The 21,719-nt window shown below is 72.8% G+C and carries 17 protein-coding genes; 4 read left to right on the top strand and 13 right to left on the bottom strand.

Features of this window, described 5'->3' with window-relative positions; all coding sequences use genetic code 11:
• Positions 1–1,524 (top strand): sensor histidine kinase, encoded by a 1,524-nt coding sequence (locus ACR80Q_RS06350; protein ID WP_435376737.1) that lies wholly within the window; start codon positions 1–3, stop codon positions 1,522–1,524.
• 2 nt (positions 1,525–1,526) lie between these two features.
• The gene (locus ACR80Q_RS06345; protein ID WP_435376736.1) at positions 1,527–1,928 is read left to right on the top strand and encodes a response regulator transcription factor; all 402 of its coding nucleotides are present in this window, start codon (positions 1,527–1,529) and stop codon (positions 1,926–1,928) included.
• An 81-nt stretch (positions 1,929–2,009) separates the two neighbouring features.
• On the opposite strand, the gene ACR80Q_RS06340 is transcribed toward ACR80Q_RS06345, so the two are convergent.
• From ACR80Q_RS06340 to ACR80Q_RS06305, 8 genes are all read right to left on the bottom strand, one after another.
• Positions 2,010–2,891 (bottom strand): hypothetical protein, encoded by an 882-nt coding sequence (locus ACR80Q_RS06340; protein WP_435376735.1) that lies wholly within the window; start codon positions 2,889–2,891, stop codon positions 2,010–2,012.
• 35 nt (positions 2,892–2,926) lie between these two features.
• Positions 2,927–3,460: a hypothetical protein gene (locus ACR80Q_RS06335; RefSeq protein WP_435376734.1), complete on the bottom strand. Its 534-nt coding sequence runs from the start codon at positions 3,458–3,460 to the stop codon at positions 2,927–2,929.
• Positions 3,460–4,947: a phytoene desaturase family protein gene (locus ACR80Q_RS06330; RefSeq protein WP_435376806.1), complete on the bottom strand. Its 1,488-nt coding sequence runs from the start codon at positions 4,945–4,947 to the stop codon at positions 3,460–3,462. Before ACR80Q_RS06330 ends, ACR80Q_RS06335 begins: the two co-directional genes overlap by 1 nt.
• A 41-nt stretch (positions 4,948–4,988) precedes the next feature.
• Positions 4,989–6,848 (bottom strand): ATP-binding cassette domain-containing protein, encoded by a 1,860-nt coding sequence (locus tag ACR80Q_RS06325; protein WP_435376733.1) that lies wholly within the window; start codon positions 6,846–6,848, stop codon positions 4,989–4,991.
• Positions 6,845–7,984, bottom strand: coding sequence for a DUF1611 domain-containing protein (locus ACR80Q_RS06320; protein ID WP_435376732.1), 1,140 nt, complete (start codon positions 7,982–7,984; stop codon positions 6,845–6,847). The genes ACR80Q_RS06325 and ACR80Q_RS06320 overlap by 4 nt, the downstream gene beginning before the upstream one ends.
• Positions 7,985–8,452: 468 nt before the next feature.
• Positions 8,453–9,298, bottom strand: coding sequence for an SDR family NAD(P)-dependent oxidoreductase (locus ACR80Q_RS06315; protein WP_435376731.1), 846 nt, complete (start codon positions 9,296–9,298; stop codon positions 8,453–8,455).
• 58 nt (positions 9,299–9,356) lie between these two features.
• Positions 9,357–9,722 carry a DoxX family protein gene (locus ACR80Q_RS06310; RefSeq protein WP_435376730.1) on the bottom strand — a complete coding sequence of 122 codons (366 nt, stop codon included), beginning with the start codon at positions 9,720–9,722 and terminating at the stop codon, positions 9,357–9,359.
• Positions 9,723–9,757: 35 nt separating this feature from the next.
• A complete protein-coding gene (locus ACR80Q_RS06305) occupies positions 9,758–10,609 on the bottom strand; it encodes an SDR family NAD(P)-dependent oxidoreductase (RefSeq protein WP_435376729.1) in 852 nt (283 codons plus the stop codon).
• A 111-nt stretch (positions 10,610–10,720) separates the two neighbouring features.
• On the opposite strand from ACR80Q_RS06305, the gene ACR80Q_RS06300 reads away from it, so the two are divergent.
• The gene (locus ACR80Q_RS06300) at positions 10,721–11,293 is read left to right on the top strand and encodes a TetR/AcrR family transcriptional regulator (protein ID WP_435376728.1); all 573 of its coding nucleotides are present in this window, start codon (positions 10,721–10,723) and stop codon (positions 11,291–11,293) included.
• A gap of 120 nt (positions 11,294–11,413) precedes the next feature.
• Here the strand turns inward: ACR80Q_RS06300 and ACR80Q_RS06295 are convergent, their stop codons facing one another.
• The 5 genes from ACR80Q_RS06295 to ACR80Q_RS06275 all read right to left on the bottom strand — a co-directional run bounded on the left by ACR80Q_RS06295 (position 11,414) and on the right by ACR80Q_RS06275 (position 20,361).
• A complete protein-coding gene (locus ACR80Q_RS06295) occupies positions 11,414–14,845 on the bottom strand; it encodes a family 43 glycosylhydrolase (RefSeq protein ID WP_435376727.1) in 3,432 nt (1,143 codons plus the stop codon).
• Positions 14,846–15,019: 174 nt separating this feature from the next.
• Complete coding sequence (locus ACR80Q_RS06290) at positions 15,020–17,044, bottom strand: glycoside hydrolase family 127 protein (protein WP_435376726.1); 2,025 nt, start codon at positions 17,042–17,044, stop codon at positions 15,020–15,022.
• A 5-nt stretch (positions 17,045–17,049) separates the two neighbouring features.
• On the bottom strand, positions 17,050–17,853 hold the full coding sequence (locus ACR80Q_RS06285; RefSeq protein ID WP_435376725.1) for a carbohydrate ABC transporter permease: 804 nt from the start codon (positions 17,851–17,853) through the stop codon (positions 17,050–17,052).
• An 83-nt stretch (positions 17,854–17,936) separates the two neighbouring features.
• The gene (locus ACR80Q_RS06280) at positions 17,937–18,884 is read right to left on the bottom strand and encodes a carbohydrate ABC transporter permease (RefSeq protein ID WP_435376724.1); all 948 of its coding nucleotides are present in this window, start codon (positions 18,882–18,884) and stop codon (positions 17,937–17,939) included.
• Positions 18,885–19,026: 142 nt separating this feature from the next.
• Positions 19,027–20,361, bottom strand: a complete 1,335-nt coding sequence (locus ACR80Q_RS06275; RefSeq protein ID WP_435376723.1) for an ABC transporter substrate-binding protein — start codon at positions 20,359–20,361, stop codon at positions 19,027–19,029.
• Between the two features lie 304 nt (positions 20,362–20,665).
• On the opposite strand from ACR80Q_RS06275, the gene ACR80Q_RS06270 reads away from it, so the two are divergent.
• Positions 20,666–21,703 carry a LacI family DNA-binding transcriptional regulator gene (locus ACR80Q_RS06270; RefSeq protein WP_435376722.1) on the top strand — a complete coding sequence of 346 codons (1,038 nt, stop codon included), beginning with the start codon at positions 20,666–20,668 and terminating at the stop codon, positions 21,701–21,703.
• Positions 21,704–21,719: the final 16 nt, after the last annotated feature.

Raw genomic sequence — 21,719 nt, 5'->3', positions numbered from 1 at the left:
ATGGCCGCAGGCGTGACGGACCCGGAACCTGTCGTCGAAGCACAGTGGCCCTTACGTGCGCGCATCGTGATCGGGGTCGTGATCGGGGGAGGAGCGGTCGCGCTGGGTCTGCAGATCCCCGGGATCGCAGCCTGGGACCGCGTGGACGTGGCCATGTTCGTGGGGCTGGCCGCCGCCGTCGCGACGGCGGAGCTGTGCCAGATGGAACTTCCGTACCGCCGCGAGAAGGTCACGTTCTCCATCAGCGATGCCATCTGGACGGCTGCTCTCTTCCTGGTGTCACCCAGCGTGCTGGCGACCGGCCTGGTGGTGGGGGTCCTGCTCGGGCAGCTCGTCCAGCCCTGGGCGCGGGTCAAGGTCGCCTTCAACGCCGGACAGTTCCTGATCGGGATCAGCGTGGCGCTGTTGCTGTTCGGTGCGGCCGGCTCGCCTCCCGCCACGCAGCCGGGGGGCTGGCTGGCCGCCGCGGTGGCGATGGCCGGCTTCCAGGTCGTCAACACGGTCTCGATGGCCAGCGTCATCTCGGCCATCGAGGAGGAGTCCTTCTGGTCCGTGGCCCTCCCGCAGACCCGGATCCTTCACTGGGTGGGCAATCTGGCCATCGGTGTTCTTGGCGCCCTGCTGTGGGCCGAAGCGCCGTTGGCGCTGCCTCTGCTGCTGGTCCCGCTGGTCATCACCTTCGTGGCCTATCGAGGGTGGCTTCGCAGCGTCGAGGAGCAGCAGGCGATGCGAGAGCTGGCCCGCGACGCGGCGCTCATCTCCAGTGGCGGAACCGCCGGGCGGCTCACGCTTCCCCATGGACAGGAGGATGCCCGCGCGCTCGCGGAGTCCTTGAACGTGATGCTGAGCCGCCTGGATGCCGCCTTCGCGCGCGAGCGTCTCTTCATCCGTGAGACGTCGCATGAGCTTCGGACGCCCGTCACCATCTGCCGTGGGTACCTCGAGCTCCTTGACCCGGAGCCGGACGCCACGGAGCTCGAGGAGACCGTGGGCATCGTCTTGGACGAGCTGGATCGGATGGCCCGCATCATCGAGGACATGAACACCCTCGCGCGCATGGAGGCGCCGGCCTCACAACGACGAGAGCCGATCGACGTCGCGATGCTCCTGCAGGACGTCACCGCCAAGACCAGCCTGCTGACCGACGGAAGGCTCATCGTCGCTGCAGTCCCCACCGAGTCGACCGGGTCGCGACTGTCGGCTGACCCCCAACGCCTGACTCAGGCACTACTCAATCTGATCAAGAATGCGGTGCAGCACACCCCCACGGATACACCGATCGAGCTCCTGGCGTGGGCGTCGCCGACGTGCTGGACCTTCGAGGTGACCGACCACGGCAACGGTGTTCCGCCGGGGCAGGAGGACGCCGTGTTCCAGCCGTTCTGCACCAGCGGCTCCGCGAACCCCGGTAACGGACTGGGTCTTGCCATCGTGTCCGGGATCGCGCGCGCGCACGGCGGTCGGGCCGGTCTGAGCAACCGGCCCGGGGCCGGGGCCACATTCTGGTTGGAGATACCGAAGTGAGGGTGCTGCTCGTGGAGGACGAGGCCCGCATCGCCTCGTTCCTGGCTCGGGGGCTCCGCCGTGGCTCCCACACCGTGTCAGTTCTGACGGAGGGCCTCCCGGCGGTCAGGACCCTCACCGGGCCCCATTCCGAGCACCAGGTGCTGATCCTCGATCTGGGTCTGCCCGACATCGACGGACTGGAGGTTCTTCGCCAACTGCGTGACCGGGGATGTCACATCCCCACCGTCGTCGTCACGGCACGCTCCGCCGAGGAGGACGAGGAGCGGGCACGCGAGCTGGGCGTCGCGGCTTTCCTGGTGAAGCCGTTCCCGCTCTCCTGCTTGCTGGAGTGTCTGGAGATGGACATCCCGGCGACGCCCGGGAAGGCGCACACCGTCACCCGACCTCCCGCCGAGCCCTGACCACCGCTCGCCGGCCGTGCTCGGCCGTTTCGATCATGAAGCACGCGGGGTGCACAGCAGCCGCTCGGGCGGTCCTGGTCGTCACCGACCGCGCAGGACGTGCGGCAGGTACATCACGCCGGACATCTGGTGGCGGAACGTGATGCCCATGACGGCCTTGATGCCCCAGTGCATCCCGAACGTGGCCGCCGACCAGGCGCGGCCGACCCGGCGGTCGAACAACGCCAGCGGGGCGAGCAGCTCCAGGGCCAGGCTGCCGCTCGCCATCGCGGTGAAGAGGAGGCGGTGGTGCCGTAGCCGGGCGGCGGGTGCGCCCCCGCCGGCCCGGAGGACGTCCTTGCGCAAGGCGTCGGCCTCGACCTGGCTGCGCAGCGACGCGCCGTCCGCCCAGCGCCAGCCGAGCGGCCCGGCGACCTTGGCCACCCCCGACAGCAGGTAGACCGCGGCCGTGCCCAGGTTCATGGCCGTCCCGGCCGTGCCGTAGCGCCAGTGCCCCGCGGCGTCTCCCGCGCGGTCGTCCCGGCCTCCGGGAACCTGCCGCAGCAGCGCGCTGACGCTGGCGGCGTCGGCGCTCGGCGTCAGACCCAGCGCGACGGTGTGCAGGACGAGAGCATTGTCGCTGTGGAACACCATCGACCAGCTGTTGCGGTACGAGAGCGTCCACAGCAGCAGGCCGGAGTGCAGCGGTCCGACCAGGCGGTGGGCGACGCCGGCGGTGAACAGGCCGGTCGTGACCAGGGTGGCGGCCGCGACGGAGTCGGCCACCAGGGGCGGCAGGGGGCGACTGAGCAACCGGACGGGCCCGACGGGGTCGAAGAGGGCGGGGTCGGTGCGGTGCACGCCCCGCAGCAACCGCACCCGCCTCGCCAGGTACCAGAGGGTGTAGGCGCCGGTGGCAACCCGCAGCAGGGCGGGTCGGCGGGGCGGGGTGACGGGCGTCAGCGCCTGGACCACAAGGTCCATTCCGGTGACGCCGAGGGCAGGTCGCGCGGCGGTGGTCACGCGTCGGCCCCGCGGCCGGGCACGTCGGCTCGGGCGTGCGCGACCACCTTCTCCGGCTCGTGGTCGCCGCTGAACCAGGACCGGTAGCGGTAGGTACCGGTGACGACCTCGACGGCGACCACGTCGGTGTCCTCTGCGCGCGCAGCGGCGGCCACGGAGAGCGCCACGTCGGTCACGACCTGGGCGGCCCGGCCGTCCTTGACCGCACGGCGGAGCTGACGGCGCACCTGGTTGAAGCCGCCGGTACCGCAGTAGTGGTAGCTGAGCCTGCTGCGGGTGCCGTCGGACCGGATGCCGACGGGGTGCACCACGCGTGCCGTCGCCCGTCGCCGGGCGCTGAACATGGGGTAGTGCGACAGCGGGAACGAGTCGCGGGGCGACCGGCCCCAGTTGTGGCGCACAGGGGCCAGTACGACGAGCAGCCCGGTCAGGACGGCGGCCGCCGTGACGCTGCGGGCGTCCAGGCCGCGGGGTGACGTCTTCGTCACCGGTGTCGTCGTCGGCGGGAGGATGGGGCCGGTGATGGGCATCAGAGTCCTCTCGATCGGTCGGGGGTCGACGCGCGTGCGTCCAGGCGTCGACTCGTGGTGGTGGTGGTGGTGGTGGTGGTGGTGGTGGCGGTGTCCAGCCAGCGCAGGGCGGCGGCCGCCGCGTGGGCCCCGCACATGCCGTGGACGCCGCCTCCGGGTGGGGTGGACGCCGAGCACAGGTACAGCCCGGGGACAGGCGTGCGGTAGGGGTTGTTCGACAGGACGGGGCGCGCGACCTGCTGCAGTCCGGTGAACGCACCGCCGTTGACGTCGCCGCCTACGAGGTTGGCGTCCATCGCCTGCAACCGGGCCGGGGAGGACACGAGCCGGTCCACCACCCGGTCGCGGAACCCGGGCGCGAAACGCTCGACCTGCGCGGTGATGTGGTCCGACACGTCGACGTCGGAGCCGTTCGGCACGTGCGTGTAGGCCCACACCACCCGCTGGTCGTCCGGTGCGCGTCCGGGGTCGGCGACGTCCTGCTGGGCCAGCAGGACGAAGGGGCGTGCAGGGTGGCGGCCCCGGTGCACCTCGGCCTCCGCGGTGGCGACCTCGGTCGCGGTCCCTCCGACGTGCACGCTGCTCGCGTGGGCGACCTGCGGGTCCGTCCACGGCACCGGCCCGTCGAGGAGGTAGTCGACCTTGAACGCGCCGGGGCCGTACCGCCAGCGCTGCAGCGCGCGGCGGTAGCGCGGCGGCAGACCGGTACCGCGAAGTCGGAGCACCTGCTGGGGCGTCAGGTCCAGCAGGACCAGGTCCGCCTCACCGAGCTCGGCGAGGTCGGTGACCCGGTGCCCCGTCAGCACCCGGCCCCCGTGGTCGAGCAGCTCGGCCACCAGGGCGTCGGAGACGGCCTGCGCTCCGCCGTGCGGTACCGGCCACCCGGTCGTCATTCCGGCGGTCCCGAACAGCACCCCGAAAGCGCTGGTCAGCGGGGCACCCAGGGGGAGGACGGCGTGGGTGGCGGACCCGGCGAACAGCGCCCGGGCGGGCTCGTCCCGGAATACGGTCCGGGTCAGGACCGAGGCGGACGCCACCCCGGCGGCGCCGAAGCCGGCCATCAGCAGGGGGTGCGCGGGCCGGCGCAGCAGAGGGGACAGTACGGAGCGGACGAGGTCGTCCCAGCGGCGGACGAACGGTTCGTGCAGCCGACGCCAGGACGATCCGTCACGGCCCAGCCCGATCGCCGTGCGGAGCAGGTCGCGGTGGAGCAGCGCGGCCGGTCGGTCGTCGAGCGGGTGGGCCAGCGGGACGGGGGCGTGGCGCCACTGCAGCCCGTGCCGCTCCAGGCCGAGTGAGCGCAGCACCGGGCTCGCGATCCCGAACGGGTGCACCGCCGAGCCCAGGTCGACCACGGTCCCGTCCCCGAGGGTGCCAGCGGACCGTGCCGCGCCCCCGACGGTCGTCTCGGCCTCGTGCACGGTCACCCGGACCCCTTCGCGCGCGAGGACGACGGCGGCGGTCAGACCGTTCGGTCCGGACCCCACCACGGCGGCCGTCGCCTCGCCGGGAGGTCGTGGCCGCCGATTCACGGGACCAGCTCCGTCGCCGGACCGGAGGCTGTGGCCCGAGCGCGACCTGCGTCGACCGGCAGCGGTGCCGGGCCGTCGTCGGCGGGGGCGAACAGCCGGGCCGTCGGGCCGTCACCGACGAGCACCTGGGCCGGGGGGCCCACCTCGACGACCCGGCCGTCGCGCAGGTGCCAGACCAGGTCGGTCCGGGCCACGAGCTCGCGGCGGTGGGTGACGACCAGGGTGGTGCCTACCCGGTCGTCGAGGACGCGGTCGACGACTTCTGCGGCGTGGCGGTCCAGGTGGGCCTCGGCCTCGTCGAGCACGAGGACGGCGGGGTCGCCGAGGGCGGCGCGGGCCACCATGACCCGGGCCCGTTGCCCGGCCGACAACCGGCTCCCGCCCTCGCCGACGTCGGTGCGCCAGCCGTCGGGCAGGGTGTCGACGACCGTCGCCAGACCGCACAGGTCGACGACCCGGTCCACCTCGGCCTGCTCGGCGCGCGGGAGGCGGTAGCGGACGTTGCGCTCGAGGCTGCCCTTGAGCAGCGGGAGGTCGGGGGTGGCCATGCCGACGTGCTGCCGCACCGAGCGGAGCGAGCAGGCCATGACGTCCTGGCGGTCGATCATGACCGTGCCCGAGTCGGCCGGGAGCAGGCGGGCGATGACCGCGACCAGGCTGCTCTTGCCGGCCCCGTTCGGACCGACCACCGCGACGGTGGCCCCTGCGGGTGCCGTGACGGTGACGTCGTCGAGGCTGCCCGCCACGGTGACGCCGACGACGCTGACTGCGCCCCCGCGGGGGGCCAGGTCCGGGGCGTCGACCGGGTCGTGGGCGGGCTCGACCGCCAGGAACGAACGGACGGCGTCACGGGCGACGGACGCGGCCGCGGCGTACTCGGCGACCCGTCCCAGGTCGCGCAGGTAGCCGGACAGGAGCCCGGCGATGCTCATCACCGCGACCACCGTGGCGGTGTCGACCGCCCCGGCGCCCACGCGCCCGGCCCCGACGAGCAGGACGACGGCGGTGGCCGCCACGGCGGTCCCCTCGGCGACGCCCCGCATGCTGCCGGCCACCTTGGCCCGGGCGAGCATGGCGCCGGCGACGGCGGAGCTGCGGCGACCGATGCGACGGCGTTCCCGACGTTCCTGGCCTGCGGCCTGCACCACGCCTACGTGGCTGAGCCGCTCGGTGACCTCGCCGGTGAGCCGGGCGCGACGACGGCGGGCCCGTCGCGTCGTGCGGAGCAGCGAGGGGGCCAGCGCGCCGGTGGCCGCCGCACCGATCAGCAGCACGAGACCCAGGCCCAGCCCGAGCACGACGTCGACCACCAGCACGGCCGCGACGGCCACCCCGATCGCGACCCCCGCGACCAGGAGCCGCGCCAGGCCGAGGCTGACCCACTGGCGAAGGGCGTTCAGGTCCCCGACGAACTTCAGCAGCATGTTGCCGCGGTTCTTCGCTCCGAGCCGTCGACCGGGTACCCGGGTCAGGTGGGAGAACAGCTGGCCCCGGACCTGCACGACGTAGCTCTGCCCGACGCGTTCGGCCGTGACGCGTTCGGCGCGTCGGGCCAGCCCGAGGACGACGACCGCGACGGCCAGGCCCGCGGCGATGAGCAGGCCGGGGCGTCCGCTGAGCGGGGCCCCCTGGGTCAGCAACACGTCGAAACCTCGTTCGACGAGCAGGGCGACCCCGACCGCGGCGAGCCCCTGGGCGGCCCCGATGCCGACGAGCAGGGCGAACCAGGGGGCCCTCGCGTGGGAGACAGCCCGCGGGAGCCGGCGGTCCGGGCCCAGGGCGTCGGCGCCCCGTGCGGCGGCACCGTGGGGGTCGGTGCCGTGGGGGTGGGGACGCCGCGGAGCCGTCCCGCTCACGCGACGACGGCGGCGGGTCGGGCGTCCCGCAGCCGCTCGACGAGGTGATGGACGAGCTCGGGGTCGGCCAGGTGGGGCGCCTCCCACACGTCGATGCCCGTCGCCCGGCGAGTCTCCGAGGAGGCCAGCGGTGACGCCGAGACGACCCCGGAGAATGCCAGAGGCGCCAGGCCCCGACCGGCCAGCCACTGGGCCCCGGCCGCCGCCCCGAGCGCGTCGTTGGCCGCGAACACGAGCCCGTCGACGCGTGCCCGGAACGACTCCTCGGCCAGCAGGGCGGCGGTCTCCTCCTGGTAGACGCCGTCGGCGACCTCGACCACGACCACCTCGCAGCCGTCGTCCGCGAGGCTCTCCGTGAGTCGCTCGAAGGCCCGCAGCACCCGCGGCGCGTCGACCCGGTACGTGCTCACGAGACCCACGTCGCCGAAGTCCAGGGCCGGACGTGCCCCGGCGTCGGCCAGGGTCCAGACGTCGTTGCCGGAGCCCGTGCCGGTGACCTTGGCCGCGCCCACGTGCATCCCGGCCAGGTGGGCGCCCCGGACCAGAGCGGCCGCAGCCGTCGTCTTTCCTGAGTTCATCGCGGTCCCGGCGACCGCGATCACCACAGGGCCAGCGTCCTCACGATGGTGGGTCCGTTCCGTCTCGGTGCCCCAAGGAGCCAGCGCGTCGTGGTCGGCCACGTCCAGGGGGCGCCCGGACTCGTCCGCCAGCAGACCCAGCGGTTGCAGGAGCGTGGCCGACCTCATGGCCGCGTGCGAGTGGACCACCCGAGAGGCGAGGCCGCCGCCGGCGACCAGGTGGCAGCTCTCCAGGTCGTCGGGGACGTGGGCCGCGAACTGGTCGGGGGCGTACCGGTCGCCGAGCACCACGACGACCTCGTCACCGACGTGCAGGGTCTGACGTCTGCCGTGGGGTGACTCCAGGCGTCGGTGCTGCCCCAGCTCCACGACCCGGGCGAGGAGGACCTGCCCCGCCCGGGGTGTGTCCTGGACCAGTCGTCGGGCGCTGTGCAGCGAGACGTGTCGGGTGGTCCAGGCCCGCTTGGCCACCGCGAGGCGGGCCGCGAAGGCCTCGTCCCGCAGGGGGGGACCGGTGAGCAGGACCGGCGGTGCGGGTGGGGCTGACGTGATCGACATTGCGGACCTCCAGCAGGTGGGCCCACGGCGATCCGGGGCGTGCCGAGAACTGTCGTCGGGCTCGCTGAGGTGACGGTGAGGCCGCGGTGACAGGTCTCTCACTGCCCGTTACGCGTCCGTTCATCGGGCGGACGTCGGGCGTTGGCCCGGGACGAAGGAACGCCCCGTCTTGATGGCGCGGTCTGCTCTGGCCACTGTGTAGCCGGTATCCGACGGAGAGGAAGGGTCCGTTGCCCTGAACCCGCTGGCGTGCTCGAGCACACGCGCAACCGACGAGGATCGGCGTGCCCAGGATTCGTGAAGGGATGCGCCGAAGCCCGGCACGCATCTGGCACGCGAGGCGACGTGCCTGCCTAGGTCTGTGCCCGCAGGGTGCGTGTTCGGCTGGCGGTGATGAACCCGGTCACGCCGGCGATGGACTGGTGGTTCTCAGGCCCCGACCTCCCGCCGGGGGAGTCGTCTCCGAGGTCAGACGCGGCCTGCGACTCCGACGAGCTCGGCGCTGCGCTGCCACAGCGCCTCGGCAAGGGCTGCGTCGCGGACCTGGGGGTTGACCCGGTCGGTGAGTCGACGCTGGTTGTAGTAGCGGCCGGACTGCCAGGTCGTCCCAGGTGTCCCTTCGACGAACCAGGCCAGGGTCGCGCCGCCCTTCTCCGGGCTGATCAAGGTCAGGTGCTTCAGCGGGGTCTGGTAGCTGAGCCGCATGATGCTGGTGGTCTCGGCCGCGAAGTTGGTGCGGACGTTGCCGGGGTGGAAGGCGACGGAGCTGATCCCGTCGGTGTGCAGCTTGGTGTGCAGGCTGGCGGTGAACAGGACGTTGGCGAGCTTCGCGTCGCCGTAGGCCTTGTTGGCGCTGAACGCCCGGCGGTTGTCGAGGTCGTCCACGTCGATGCGGCCGAACAACCGGTGGCCGACGCTGGAGGTGTTCACCACTGCCGCGCCGTTCCTGCGCAGCTGGGGCAGGAGCATCGCGGTGAGCAGGAACGGGGCGAGGTGGTTCACCTGCATCGTCTTCTCGTGCCCGTCGACCGTCGGGGCCGGGTCGCCGAAGATGCCGCCGGCGTTGTTGGCCAGGACGTCGATCCCGTCGGGCCCGACGGCCGCGGCGATCTGCTCCGCGACGGTGCGCACGTCGTCCAGCCGGGCGAAGTCGGCGACGAACGCCTCCGCCCCGGTCTCGCGTGCGACGGCCTCGGTCTTCGTGCGGGAACGGCCGAGCAGCAGCAGCCGGTGGCCCTTCGGCGCGAGGATGCGTGCGGCGCTGGCACCGATGCCGTCGGAGGCTCCGGTGATGAGGATGGTCTTGGTGGTCATGCGTTTCCTCTGGTGGGGGTCTGGTGGTGGACGGACGTGCCGGAGGGGCCGGGCGGCGTCACGAGGGGACGGTGACGGCCAGCGTCAGGGCCGCGGCGCCGAGGAGGAGGACGACCAGGTCGGCCGGGACCCCGGTGCGCCGCTGCACGCCCCCCGCCCGGACCCTCGTGACGACGGCGCCGACCATGAGGACGACCACGCCGGCGGCGCCGACGACGGCCCAGGTCTGCAGCCAGATCCCGAGGGCCAGGGCGACGACGACCGCGACCTCGAACGCCCCGATGGCCCGCCACCGGCCGGGCGGGACGTGGAGGCTGTCCCGGATGGCGTGGGAGGACGCCGCGCCGACGACCTTGCCCCCGCCGGTGGCGAGCAGGAGGACGGCGAGCAGGACGCTCAGCACGGTGTGGACGATGGCGAGCACGGTGGGCTCCTCGTGGGGGGACTCGGTGGACGGGGTCAGTGACCGTTGGCCTGGACCGAGAGGTCCTTCCAGCGGTCCCACGTGGCCAGCCGGTCCTGGTACAGGCCCGGCACGATGAGCGTGGGCATGGTGCCGAACAGGACCCGCAGCGGCGGCTCGGGCGAGTCGACGAGAGCGAGCAGGGCCCGCCCCGCCGCGACGGGGTCACCCGTCATCTCGGCGGGCATGCTGCGACCCCGCTCCGCCATGGCCTCCCGCAGGCCGTCGTACTGCGGCTGGGCGGCGGCGTGGACGGCACTCGCGCCGGCCCAGTCCGTCGCGTACCCACCGGGCTCGACCAGGGTGACCGTGATGCCGAACGCCGCGACCTCCTGGGCCAGCGACTCCGAAAGCCCTTCCAGCGCCCACTTGGACGCGTGGTATCCGCCGAGGTTGGGGAAGGCGGCGATCCCGCCGACGGTCGACATCTGCACGATGTGGCCGCTGCCCTGCGCCCGCAGGATCGGCAGCACCGCCTGGGTGACGTGCAGCACCCCGAAGAGGTTGACCTCGAGCTGGTCACGCAGCTGCTGCGCGGTGATCTCCTCGACGGCGCCGAACAGGCCGTAGCCCGCGTTGTTCACCACGACGTCGAGCCGGCCGAACCGGTCGTGCGCGGCCCGGACGGCCTTCGTCACCGCAGCCGGGTCCGTGACGTCCAGCTGCAGGGGGAGCACCGACTCCCCGTGGGCCTCGACGAGGTCGTCGAGTGCGTGCACGTCTCGGGCCGTGGCCGCGACCAGGTCGCCGCGCTCCAGGGCGTGTCGGGCGAACTCCCGGCCGAAGCCGCGGTTGGCGCCGGTGATGAACCAGGTCTTCCGGATGGTCGTCTGCTCTGCGCTCGTCATGGAAGCACCATACGCCACATGTGGCACCGTGTGCCACATGTGGCGCGCTGTTACTCTGCCGGGGTGTCGACGTCAGGTCCCGAGAGCCTCCGGTCCCGCACGCGGCGAGCGGTGCAGAACGAGCTCCTGGACGCCGCGCAGGAGCTCTTCGCCCGCGACGGGTACGAGAACGTGACGATCGACCAGATCGTCGAGGCGGTCGGGGTCTCGCGACGGAGCTTCTTCCGGTACTTCCGGAGCAAGGAGGCCGTGGTCCTCGGCAAGTACGACCGCCAGGGCGAGCAGTTCGTCGAGGCGCTGCAGGCGCGTCCGTCGGACGAGCACCCCTGGGTCTCGTTGCGCCGGGTGTTCGACGGCCCCGTCGCCTACATGTCCGACCCGGTCCTCGGGCCGCGCGCCATGGAGCTGCAGCGGACCATCGACGACTCCGAGACGCTGCGGGCCGGGTTCCTCGAGCGGATGCAGCGCTGCCAGGACGTCCTGGTCGACCACCTCCTCGAGCGCGCCGAGCGGCGGGGCGAGCCCGTCGGTCGCCTGGAGGTCACCGCGGTGGTCGCAGCGGCGTTCGCCGCCCTGAGCGCGGCCGGCAGCCATGCGCAGCGGGAGGGCCTCGCCCTGGACGTGACGCTCGATGAGGCCATGGACGCGGTCGCGGCCGGGGTGGTCCGGCTCGACCAGGGCTGAGGGGCGCACTCCGCCGACGGAGGTCGGCTGGGAGCCGCGCCCAGGGGGCAGGCAGCGGGAGCAGAGGAGGGCCCGGCCGACGACGAGTCGGCCGGGCCCTCCTCCGTGGCACCCCGAGGATCAGGGGCTGAGCAGGACCTGGTCGACGGTGTGGCCGATCTGGACCTGACCCAGGTTCAGGTCGACCGCGTCGAGCACGAGCAGGGGTTCGCGCTCGCCGTCGGCGTCGTCCACCACGGCCACGGACCCGTCGTCACGGACGTCGACGGTGACCGTCGAGCCCGCAGCGGTGGTGAGGGTCGCGCCGTCGGCGTCCAGCACATCGGCCGAGGCAAGGGTCTGCCCGACCACGACGTGACCGAGCAGCAGCTGCTCGAGCTCGGCGACCGAGAACGCCGTCCGCAGGCGCCCTGCCGCGACCTTCTCGTCCGGGACACGGCGACCCGTGACGTCTGCGATCAGGGACATGAACGCCCGGTCGTCGGGCAGGAACGCCGTCACCGGCTGCGTCGGGTCCCCGAGGATCCCGACCGCCGAGTCCGGTCGTGCCGTGAGCACCCGTCGCACCGCCACGAGGAGCAGGTCGTGGTCGTACGGGTTCGCCTCGTTGGCCCGCGGCCCCTCCGGACCGCTGGTGTCCGCGCCCAGCACGTCGGCCAGCGACACCTCCGTGCCCAGCGGCGGCTCCGTCACCACCCCCGGGTCGTCCGCGACGACCTCGAGCTCGACGACGCCGACCGCGGAGTAGGTGGTGCCGTTGCCGTCGGCCTGGAACACCGCCCGCAGCGCCGTCGTGGTCACCGGGGTGAACTCGACGCGGATCGGCACGAAGGGGTCCGTGCCGTACGTCGAGCCGGTCTGCACGTCGACCCACTCGCCGTCGGCGGTCAGGTGCTGCAGCACCCAGCTCGCCGGCGGGGCGACCCCGTTGCCGGTGCCCCGCGGGGAGTCGGCGCCGATCACGAGCTCGGCGTCGGTGAAACGGATCGGTCGCTCCCAGGTCAGCTGCAACCACTGGGACGCCGGTCGGGTGCCCGACCAGGTCCCCCACTGCTGCGCCGTCGACGGGTTGGCCGGTCGGAGGCCGTCGTTGACGGCGCCCACGTTGTTCCAGGGCGCGGTGTACGACGCGGACGCCCGGGCCAGCTGCTGCACCGGCCCGCTGAGCGGTCCGCTGATGTCGGCCGCGAGCGTCGTGACCCGCGCCGTCCCCACGTTGCCGGCCACGTCGACCGCGCGGTGGGCCAGGTCGAACCGGTCGCTGCTGGGGGCAGTGACCGGCCCGGTGTAGGGGACCCAGTCGTCGCCGTCGCGGTACTCGATGCGGCGGACGCCCGAACCGGTGTCCGTGGCCGTGACCGTGATGGCGCGGGCCTCGGCGTCCACCTGTGCCGTGGTGACCGGAGGCGTCGAGTCGATGCGTACGGTCGTCGACACGACGGCCGAGGTGTTGCCCGCGCGGTCGGTGGCCTGGGCGGACACCGTCGTGCTGCCCTCCTCGGCCACCGTCACGACCGTCCCGCGGACGAACCCGGCGTCGACCCAGCTGCCGTCGGCCACCCGGGTACGGACCTGGTTGCGCAGCCCGCTGTCGTCGGTCGCGCTGACGTGGACCTGGACGTCGGAGCGGAACCAGCCGTCGGTGCCCCGGCTACCGGTCCCGGTGAGGGTCACCTCCGGCGCGGTGGTGTCCCCGGCCGGGGCCTGCGCCGCGACGACGGTCACGTCGGCGGTGACGCGTCGCTCGGCGTAGCCCAGCACCGTGCCCTGCACCTGGAACGACGACCCGGCGGTGGTGACGTCGTCGGGGTCGACGGCGTCCCAGGTCACCGGCACGTCGAGGACGGTGCCGTCGGGGTAGGTGGCTCGCGTGGTGCCGGGCAGCTCGGTCTCGCCCACCTCGACCACGACGTCCGGGTCGACGACCGACGTGGCGGGCTCGGCGTGGACCTCCCACTCCTCCACGGCCAGCGCCGCATAGGTGGTGCCGTTCGTGGAGGCGTTCATGACGGCCCTGACCTGCGTGGTCGTGACGGCGTCGAACGTCGTCGACTGCCAGCCGGCCGTGCTGGTGGGGTACCCGCTGGCACCGGGCGCCGGCCGCCAGCCGTCCTCGTCGTCCCAGTACTCGATGACCCACGAGGCGGGCGGGGCCACGCCCACACCGGAGCCCGCGGGCTGGTCGGACCAGAAGTCGATGCGGGAGGCGTCGATGCGGACCGGGACGTCCCAGGTGTACTCGATGGTCTCCTGCGGGGCGTGGTTGCCGTCCCAGCTGCCCCACATGTCCGGCGGCAGGGGGTTGGGGCGCACCAGCTCGTCGTTGAGCGACCGGGTCCAGTACTGCGTCGGCACGGGTGCGTTGGACACGCTGACGCGGGCGGCGTGGGCCACGTTGGGCCGCGGCGTCGGGTCGGGCACCGCGACGGGCGTGGTCTGCACCGGCAGCATGGCCGGTGGGTTCACGGTGTCGTCCCAGCGGATCTCGTCGACGGCGACCGAGCGACGGAAGTGGTTGCCGCCCACGGCGTCAGCCGTGTGGTAGGCCAGGACCCACTCGCCGTCGACCTCGACGATCCCGGGGTGGCTGGTGGTGGAGGAGACCGGTGGCAGGATCACGCCCCGGTAGGTCCACGGCCCGGTCGGCGCCGGGGCCGTGCCGTAGGCGATGCAGGCGTGGTAGACGGCCGGCGTGCACGCCGAGGCCGGGCCGGCGTTGTTGCCGGCGTAGGCCAGGTAGTAGGTGTCTCCGCGACGGAACGCCCACGCCCCCTCGAAGAAGCCGGTCAGACCGGTGACGGGGCGGATGCCGCCGACGACCGTCTTCATGTCCCGCTGCAGCTCGACCATCTGCAACCGGCTGAAGCTGCCCCACCACAGGTAGACGCGGGCGTCCTCGCCCTCGCCGTCGACCAGGACGGTCGGGTCGATGTTGTGCAGCGTGTTCGGCGTCGGCAGCGACGCCGAGATGATCGGACCACCGACGTGGTCGGTCCACGGACCCAGCGGGTCGTCGGACACGGCGACGCCGATGCCGAACCGGTCCGCCGCGGTGCTGGCCGCCTCGTGGACGGGGACGTACCAGTAGAAGCGGCCGTCGACGCCCTCCACCACCTGGCCGGCGTAGGCCCGCCCGGGGGAGGCCCAGTCGAAGACGTCGTCCGGACGCATCAGCGACGGGTGGTGCGTCCACGTGCCCGAGTCGAGGTCGTCGGTGACGAACGCCCCCCACTCGTTCATGATGAAGTCGTTGGTCCGGGGGCCGGCCTCGTCGTGCCCGGTGTAGATGATGAGCTGCTCGCTGCCGTCGTCCTGGGTGACGACCAGGGGGGCCGGGTCGGCGGAGTAGTAGCTGCCGTCGGCCAGGATGGGGTTGGTGTCGGTCTGGATGACGCGTGGGTCCTCGGCCGCGGCCGACGCCTGCGCCGGGCCGAGCGGCGCGACCAGCGCCAGGGCCGCCACGGCGGCGACCGCGGTGGTGGCCGCTCGGGCCCGGCGCCGTGGCACCGGGCCGGCTCGTCTCTGGTCGGGGGCGGGTTCAGATCTGGTCACCGGATCACTCCTCGTCGTTGAGCAGGACGTCTCGCAGGCCATCGGATCACCGCGCGAGAGTGGACCGCAATCCTTTTCGGTGACTTTCGTAACTACCCCGGTGTGACACGACGGGAGCGGCGGTCAGGATGACCGCCGCTCCCGTCGGAGACGCGTCTGGGGACCCGCCGGCGCTCAGCTGGTGGGCAGCCACACCCGCATCGTGGACGGGCCCCGGTTGGCCCAGTCGTGGTAGGGGACCAGGGTCAGGTCGGCCGGTGCGCCGACGGTCTCCTCCGGGCGGGGCGCGGCGCGCTCGTAGGGCCACGGCTGGTCGCTCTGCCCCGGGTCGGGGGTGGCGGTCGCCGCTCGCAGGCGGCCCCTCACCACGACCCCGCCCCCGACGTCGCGCGGCGGGGCCGAGTCGTCCAGCACGACGTGGTCGACGTGGTCGGCTCCCAGACCGGGGGGCAGGTCGACGGACTCCAGGCAGAACACCTCCGGACCCCGTTCCACGGCCAGGCACCCCCGGACCGCGTCGACCTCGGGGTGGGAGGTGGTGAACCGGGGCGTCATCGGCAGCTCGAGGTGGACGACGTCGCCCACCTCGAAGTCCCGACGGACCTCGACCCACCCGGGCGCGGCGCCGACGGTCTCGCCCGCCACCTGCACGGTCGCCCCGTCGGCCCAGGCGGGGACCCGCAGCCGCAGGGCCCACGACCCGCCGGTGCGGCCCAGGACGGTCACCCGTACCGACCCGCCGGCCGGGTAGTCGGTGTCCACCCGCAACGACACGGCGCGGCCGTCGGGCAGCACGGTGTCCACCAGGCAGGGCGCGTACTGGTGCAGCTGGACGCCCTCGTCGTCGACCGTCGCGAGGTAGGCCCCCAGGCTGGCGACGGTGCGGGCCACGTTGGTCGGGCAGCACGAGACCGTGAACCAGGGGGCCCGCTGCGACGAGGCCGCACGACCGTTGGCGCGGTCGGTGTCGGGCACCTCTCCCTGCTCCCGCTGGTGCAGCGTGTTGGTGTAGAAGAACCGCGTGCCGTCGTGCGACGGCGAGGTCGCGACCACGTTGTACAGCGTCCGCTCGATCAGGTCGGCGTAGCCGGCGTCCCCGTGGGCGAGCAGCAGCCGCCAGGCCAGCATCACCGAGCCGATGCCGGCGCAGGTCTCGGAGTACGAGCGGTCGGGCGGCAGCACGTAGTCCTCGCCGAAGGCCTCGTCCTGGTGCCGGGAGCCCATGCCCCCGGTGAGGTAGGTCCGTCGTGCCACCGTCGTCCGCCACTGCCGGGTGACCGCCTCGAGGAGCTCGTCGTCGTCGGTCTCCAGCGCCAGGTCCACGGCCCCGGCGGCCAGGTACGTGGCCCGCACCGCGTGGCCCCGCAGCACCGTGGCGTCGCGGACGGGCACGTCGTCCTGGAAGTACGCGCGTCCGAACTCGACCTCCTCCAGCACGTGGTGCCCGCGGCGCTCGACGAACAACCGGGCCTGCTCCAGGTAGCGGCTCTCACCCGTCACCCGGTACAGCTCGACCAGGGCCGGTTCGACCTCCGGGTGGCCGCACACGGTGGCCATGCCGTCCGCGCCGAAAACCTCGCACAGGTGGTCGGCGGCCTTGAGCGCGACCCGGACCAGTGCGTCGTCCAGACCGACGCCCCGGGCCCGAGCCACCCCGGCCTGGATCAGGTGGCCGAACGTGTACAGCTCGTGGCCCCACTCCAGGTCGCTGTAGCGAGGGGGCTGGCCGGGCCGGCCGAAGCTGGTGTTGAGGTAGCCGTTCGACTCCTGCGCCGCCGCCACCCGGGCCACGACGGCGTCGAAGCGGTCCTGCAGCCCTGCGGGGCCGGAACGCTGCATCTCCCAGGCCACCGCCTCCAGCCACTTGTAGACCTCGGTGTCGCTGAACTCGCGACCTCGCCGGTCCCGGGGCAGGCGACCTTGCACCGCTGCGTCGAAGTTCCCCAGCCAGCCCTCGCGCTCGAGCCAGTGCTCGACGTGCTGCAGGGTGGCCGTGGCGTTGCGGCGCTGGCGCTCGCCCCAGAAGCCGCCGGTGATGCGGACCTCGTCGAGCCCGAGCGGGCGCAGCAGCCCGCGGCTCGGCGCGACCGGTCGGCCGTGGTGCGGGTCAGCCGACCGGCGGGCGGCGGCGGGGGCGTCCGCCGATGAGGACGGGGTGGTCGAGGCCGGTTCGGTACCGGTCACGGGAGCGGAAGTCATGGACATCAACCTTTGAGAGCACCGGACATGAAACCCCGCACGTAATGACGTTGCAGGAGGAGGAACAGGACGATGCAGGGCAGGGCCAGCACGACGACCCCGGCCTCGGTGGCGCCGTAGTCGACGATGCCCATGACCTGCTGGCGCATGTTGGCCACGGCCAGCGGCAGCGGCAGCTTGTCGGAGTCGCTGATGAGGATCAGCGGGGTGATGAAGTCGTTCCAGGCGGCCAGGAACGCGAACAGGCCGACCGTGATGAGCCCCGGCTTGACCGCCGGGAGCAGCACCCGCAGCAGGGCACCGAGGGTGCCGCAGCCGTCGACCAGCGCCGACTCCTCCAGCTCCCGGGGCACCGCCTCGAACGAGATCCGCATCATGAACGTGGCGAACGGGAGCTGGAACATGGTGAGCACCAGCGCCAGGCCGACCAGCGAGTTCTGCAGGCCCAGGTCGTTGAGCAGCACGTACAGCGGGATCAGCAGGGTGGCGTACGGGACCATCAGGATGGCCAGCGTCACCAGGAACAGCAGGTCCTTGCCGGGGAAGCGGAACATCGCGAACGCGTAGCCGCCCAGCAGCGACACGGTCAGCGTGAACGCCACGGTCAGCAGCGACACGACGACGGAGTTGAACAGGTACTGCCAGATCCCGGCCTGGTAGTTGGCCAGCGTGACGTAGTTGGCGAAGCCCCAGCCCACGCTCTGCGCCGTACCCCCCTGCGGGGACACGGAGGCGACGGCCGCCCAGACGAGCGGGAACAGGAAGACCACGGCCAGGCCGCCGGACAGCACGAAGGAGGAGGTGCGCACGAGGGGGGCGGAGAGACCGCGTCGGGTCCCCCTGCGCTCGGGGAGGGGGGCGCCTCGTAGACGCGCCCGGTCCAGGACGCCCATCAGGAGTCCTTCCCGCGCAGCCCGAGGAACTGCCCGACGTTGATGAGGATGAGGGCACCCAGGACGAGGATGGACAGCGCGGCGGCCACGCCGAGGTCGTTCTGGCCCTGGAACGCGGCGTTGTAGACCAGCTGCACGATGGTCACCGTGCTGTTGTCCGGGCCGCCCTTGGTGAGGATGTAGAACTGGTCGAAGGCCAGCAGCGAACCCGTGACGCAGAGGATCGTGCACAGCGCCAGCGAGGGCCGCAGCAGCGGCAGGGTGATGTGGACGAACGTCTGCCACCAGCTGGCCCCGTCGATCCGGGCCGCCTCGTAGACGTCGGTCGAGATCCCCTGCAGGCCGACGAGCAGCAGCAGCATGTAGAACCCGGCGAACCGCCAGACGATGAGGAACACCGTCGACCACAGGGCGGAGGTCGGCGTCCCCAGGAACGACACCGGTGCGTCCACCAGCCCGAGCTCCCGCAGCGCCTGCCCGAACGGGCCGCTCTGCGGGGAGTACAGCGCGTAGAACAGCAGCGACGCCGACGCCAGCCCCAGCGCGCTGGGGACCAGGAACGCGGTGCGGAGCAGGCTCTTCCACCGGCTGCTCTCCTGCACCAGGAGGGCCAGGCCCAGCGCCATGGCCAGCAGGATCACGGTCGTCACCACGGTGTAGGTCACCGTGAAGCGCACCGCCGGCCAGAACAGGTTGCCCTCGACCGCGGTGACGAAGTTGTCGGGGGCGTTCAGGCCCCGGTTGCCGGCGAAGAGCCCCCAGTCCGACAGGGACATCCTCGACACCAGGACCACCGGCACCAGGAAGAACAGCACGACGAAGATCAGGGTCGGCGCGGCGTAGAGCCAGCCGACGGCCGCGCGGGAGTGCCGGATCGCCGGTCGACGCCTCCGCCCGGACGGTGGGGGCAGGGTCGAAGGGGTGGGCGCCGGGAGAGTGGCTGTCATCGTCGGGCCTCCTCGTGGCCGGGTGCGACGCGGTGGCGGGTGCGGCGCGGTGGGTGGTCGTCGGTGGTGCGGTGGGCCCCGGGGCCCCCGTGGTGCTCGACGCGGTGGTGCCGGTGGAAGGACCCGGCACCACCGCGACCGATCACTGTCCGAGGACCTCGGTGATGGCGGCGTTGCCGGCCTCGGTGTCGCCACCGCCTTCGAAGACCTCGTTGCGGAACAGCGAGATCCACGGGCTGCTCGGCGCGTTGAACGCCTGCTGGAAGCTGACCGAGACCGGCGTCCGGCTGTCGGGCGCGCCCGCGACGTCGCTGATGGCCTGCACCCGGGGGTCCTCGGCCGTGTACTCGTTGTCGGCCAGGTCGCTGCGAGCCACCGTGCTGTCGTTGGCCGCCAGCACCTCGACCTGCGCCTCCTCCGACATCAGCCACTGCAGGAAGTGCCAGGCGGCGTCGGTGTTCTCGGAGTCCTTGGAGATGCCGATGCCGTCGCCGCCCACGAACGTGGAGACCCCGCCGTCGACCCCGGGGATCGGGGCGACGCCGACGTCGACGGTCTCGTCGGCGGTGGCCAGCAGCGTGGCCGGGTACGGCATGACGCCGATCTGGCCCTCCTGGAACGGTCCGACCCAGGTCGCCCCGGTCTCGTCCCGGCTGGCGGGTGCGACCGCACCGGCCTCCCACAGGTCGCGCCAGGTGCTGAACACCTCCTGGGCGGCCGGGCCGTCCAGCAGCGCCTCGGTGCCGTCCTCGTTCATGACGTCCTCGCCGGAGGCCCAGATCATGGGGAACCAGGTGAAGACGCCGCAGCCGCCGCAGTTGCCGCCGAAGTAGGTGCCGTAGACACCGTCCTGGTCGAGGGCCTGGACGGCCATCGCGTGCTCCTCGAACTCCGCGAGCGTGGTCGGGCCCTGCTCCGGGTCCAGGCCTGCCTCGCGGTAGAGGTCCTTGTTCCAGAACATCACCGAGAGGTCCAGGACGAACGGCAGGACGTACTGGCTGCCGTCGTAGGTACCGGCGTCGAGGTGGCCCTGGTTGATGGCGTCGGCGTACGGCAGCGCCGCGACCCGGTCGGAGATGTCGGCGAAGAGCCCGGCCTCGGTCCAGTTGGGGACGTAGACGATGTCCGCCGCGAAGAGGTCCGGCAGGTCGCCGCTGCCTGCGGCCGCGCCGACGCGCGAGACGTAGTCGTCGTTGGGGGTGATGGTCAGCTCGACCTGGTTCTCGTGGGTCTCGTTGTACGCCTCGACCAGCAGGTTCGCCTGGAACTCCAGAGGAGCCCGGGTCCACAGCGTGAGGGTCGTGCCGTCGTCGACGCCCTCGGAGGAGGACCCCGAGGCGCCGGCGTCGGTGCTGCCCTCGTCCGTCGTCGTCGTGTCCGTGCCCCCTCCGCAGGCGGCCAGGCCGGCGACCAGCACGGCCGCTGTCGTCAGCGACAGAGCACCACCGCCGCGGGCGGTCATCGTCGTTCGTGTCATCTGGGTCTCCTCGACCTCGTCGTCGTGCGGACCAGCGCCTGCAGCGCCGCCCCGTGGAGCCGCCCGACGACCCCGAACGCGGTGCCGGAGTGGTTTCGTCGAGCCTCTGGTGCGTGCGGACGACCCGGCGAGCAACATCGCTCGAACCCGGCCCAACAGCTGACCGTGCGCCCGCAGTCGTCCTGCCCGACGGGAGCCCGAGAGCCACCCGAAAGGGTTTTCAGAACGTATTGCGGGATCGGTAGTCCGTCAAGGTCGCCAACGGATACAGTTCCGTCACACCCCGACCCCGGAGGAACCACCTGTGGCGACGACGTCCGAGCAGCGGCCGCTGCAGCGACCCTCGACGCTGAGCGACGTGGCCCGGCTGGCGGGGGTGTCGATCGCGACCGCCTCCAAGGCGCTCAACGGGCGCCGGCAGGTGCGGGCCGAGACCCGCGAGCGGGTCATCGCCGCGGCGGAGCGGCTGTCGTTCAGCCCCAACGCCCTGGCCCGGGGTCTCATCGCCGGACGGACCGGCACCGTCGGGCTGCTCACCTCCGACCTCGAGGGCCGGTTCTCGATCCCGGTGCTGCTGGGCGCCGAGGACGCGTTCGGCTCCGGCAAGACCAGCGTCCTGCTCTGCGACGCGCGCGGCGACTCGATCCGCGAGAGCCACCACCTGCGGGCCCTGCTGTCCCGCCGGGTGGACGGCCTGATCGTGGTGGGGGCGAGCACCGACTCGCGCGCGTCCATCGGCCGGGACCTGCCGGTCCCCGTGGTCTACGCCTACGCGCCCTCCGACGACCCGGACGACCTCTCGCTCGTGGCCGACAACCTGGCGGCCGGGCGGATGGCGGTGCGCCACCTGCTGGACTGCGGTCGCACCCGGATCGCGCACATCACGGGCGACCCCGGGTACGGCGCGTCGCAGGACCGCGCGCGCGGCGCCCTGGCCGAGCTGGCCGCGGCGGAGCTGCCGCTGGTGGGGGGGCGGGTGTTCTTCGGGTCCTGGTCCGAGGCCTGGGGGCGGGGGGCCACCAGGATGCTGCTGGAGCAGCACGAGGACATCGACGCGATCTTCGCGGGGTCGGACCAGATCGCTCGTGGGGTGCTCGACGCGCTGCACGAGGCCGGGCGCGACGTGCCGCGCGACGTCGCCGTCATCGGCTTCGACAACTGGCAGATCTTCGCCGCGAACTCGCGGCCGCCGCTGTCCAGCATCGACATGAGCCTGGAGACGCTCGGCCGGATCGCGGCCCAGCGGCTCTTCGCGGCCATCGACGGCGCCGAGCTGGGCTCGGGCGTGGAGTCGCTGCCGTGCCGGCTCGTCCCGCGGGAGTCGACCGCCCCGGTGGGGTGACGGCGCCGCGGCGCTG

The organism is Aquipuribacter aurantiacus (genome assembly GCF_051216895.1).
Lineage (GTDB): Bacteria > Actinomycetota > Actinomycetes > Actinomycetales > JBBAYJ01 > Aquipuribacter.
Note: the sequence above shows the minus strand (reverse complement) of the source record. Positions and strands in the feature narration are given on the sequence as shown.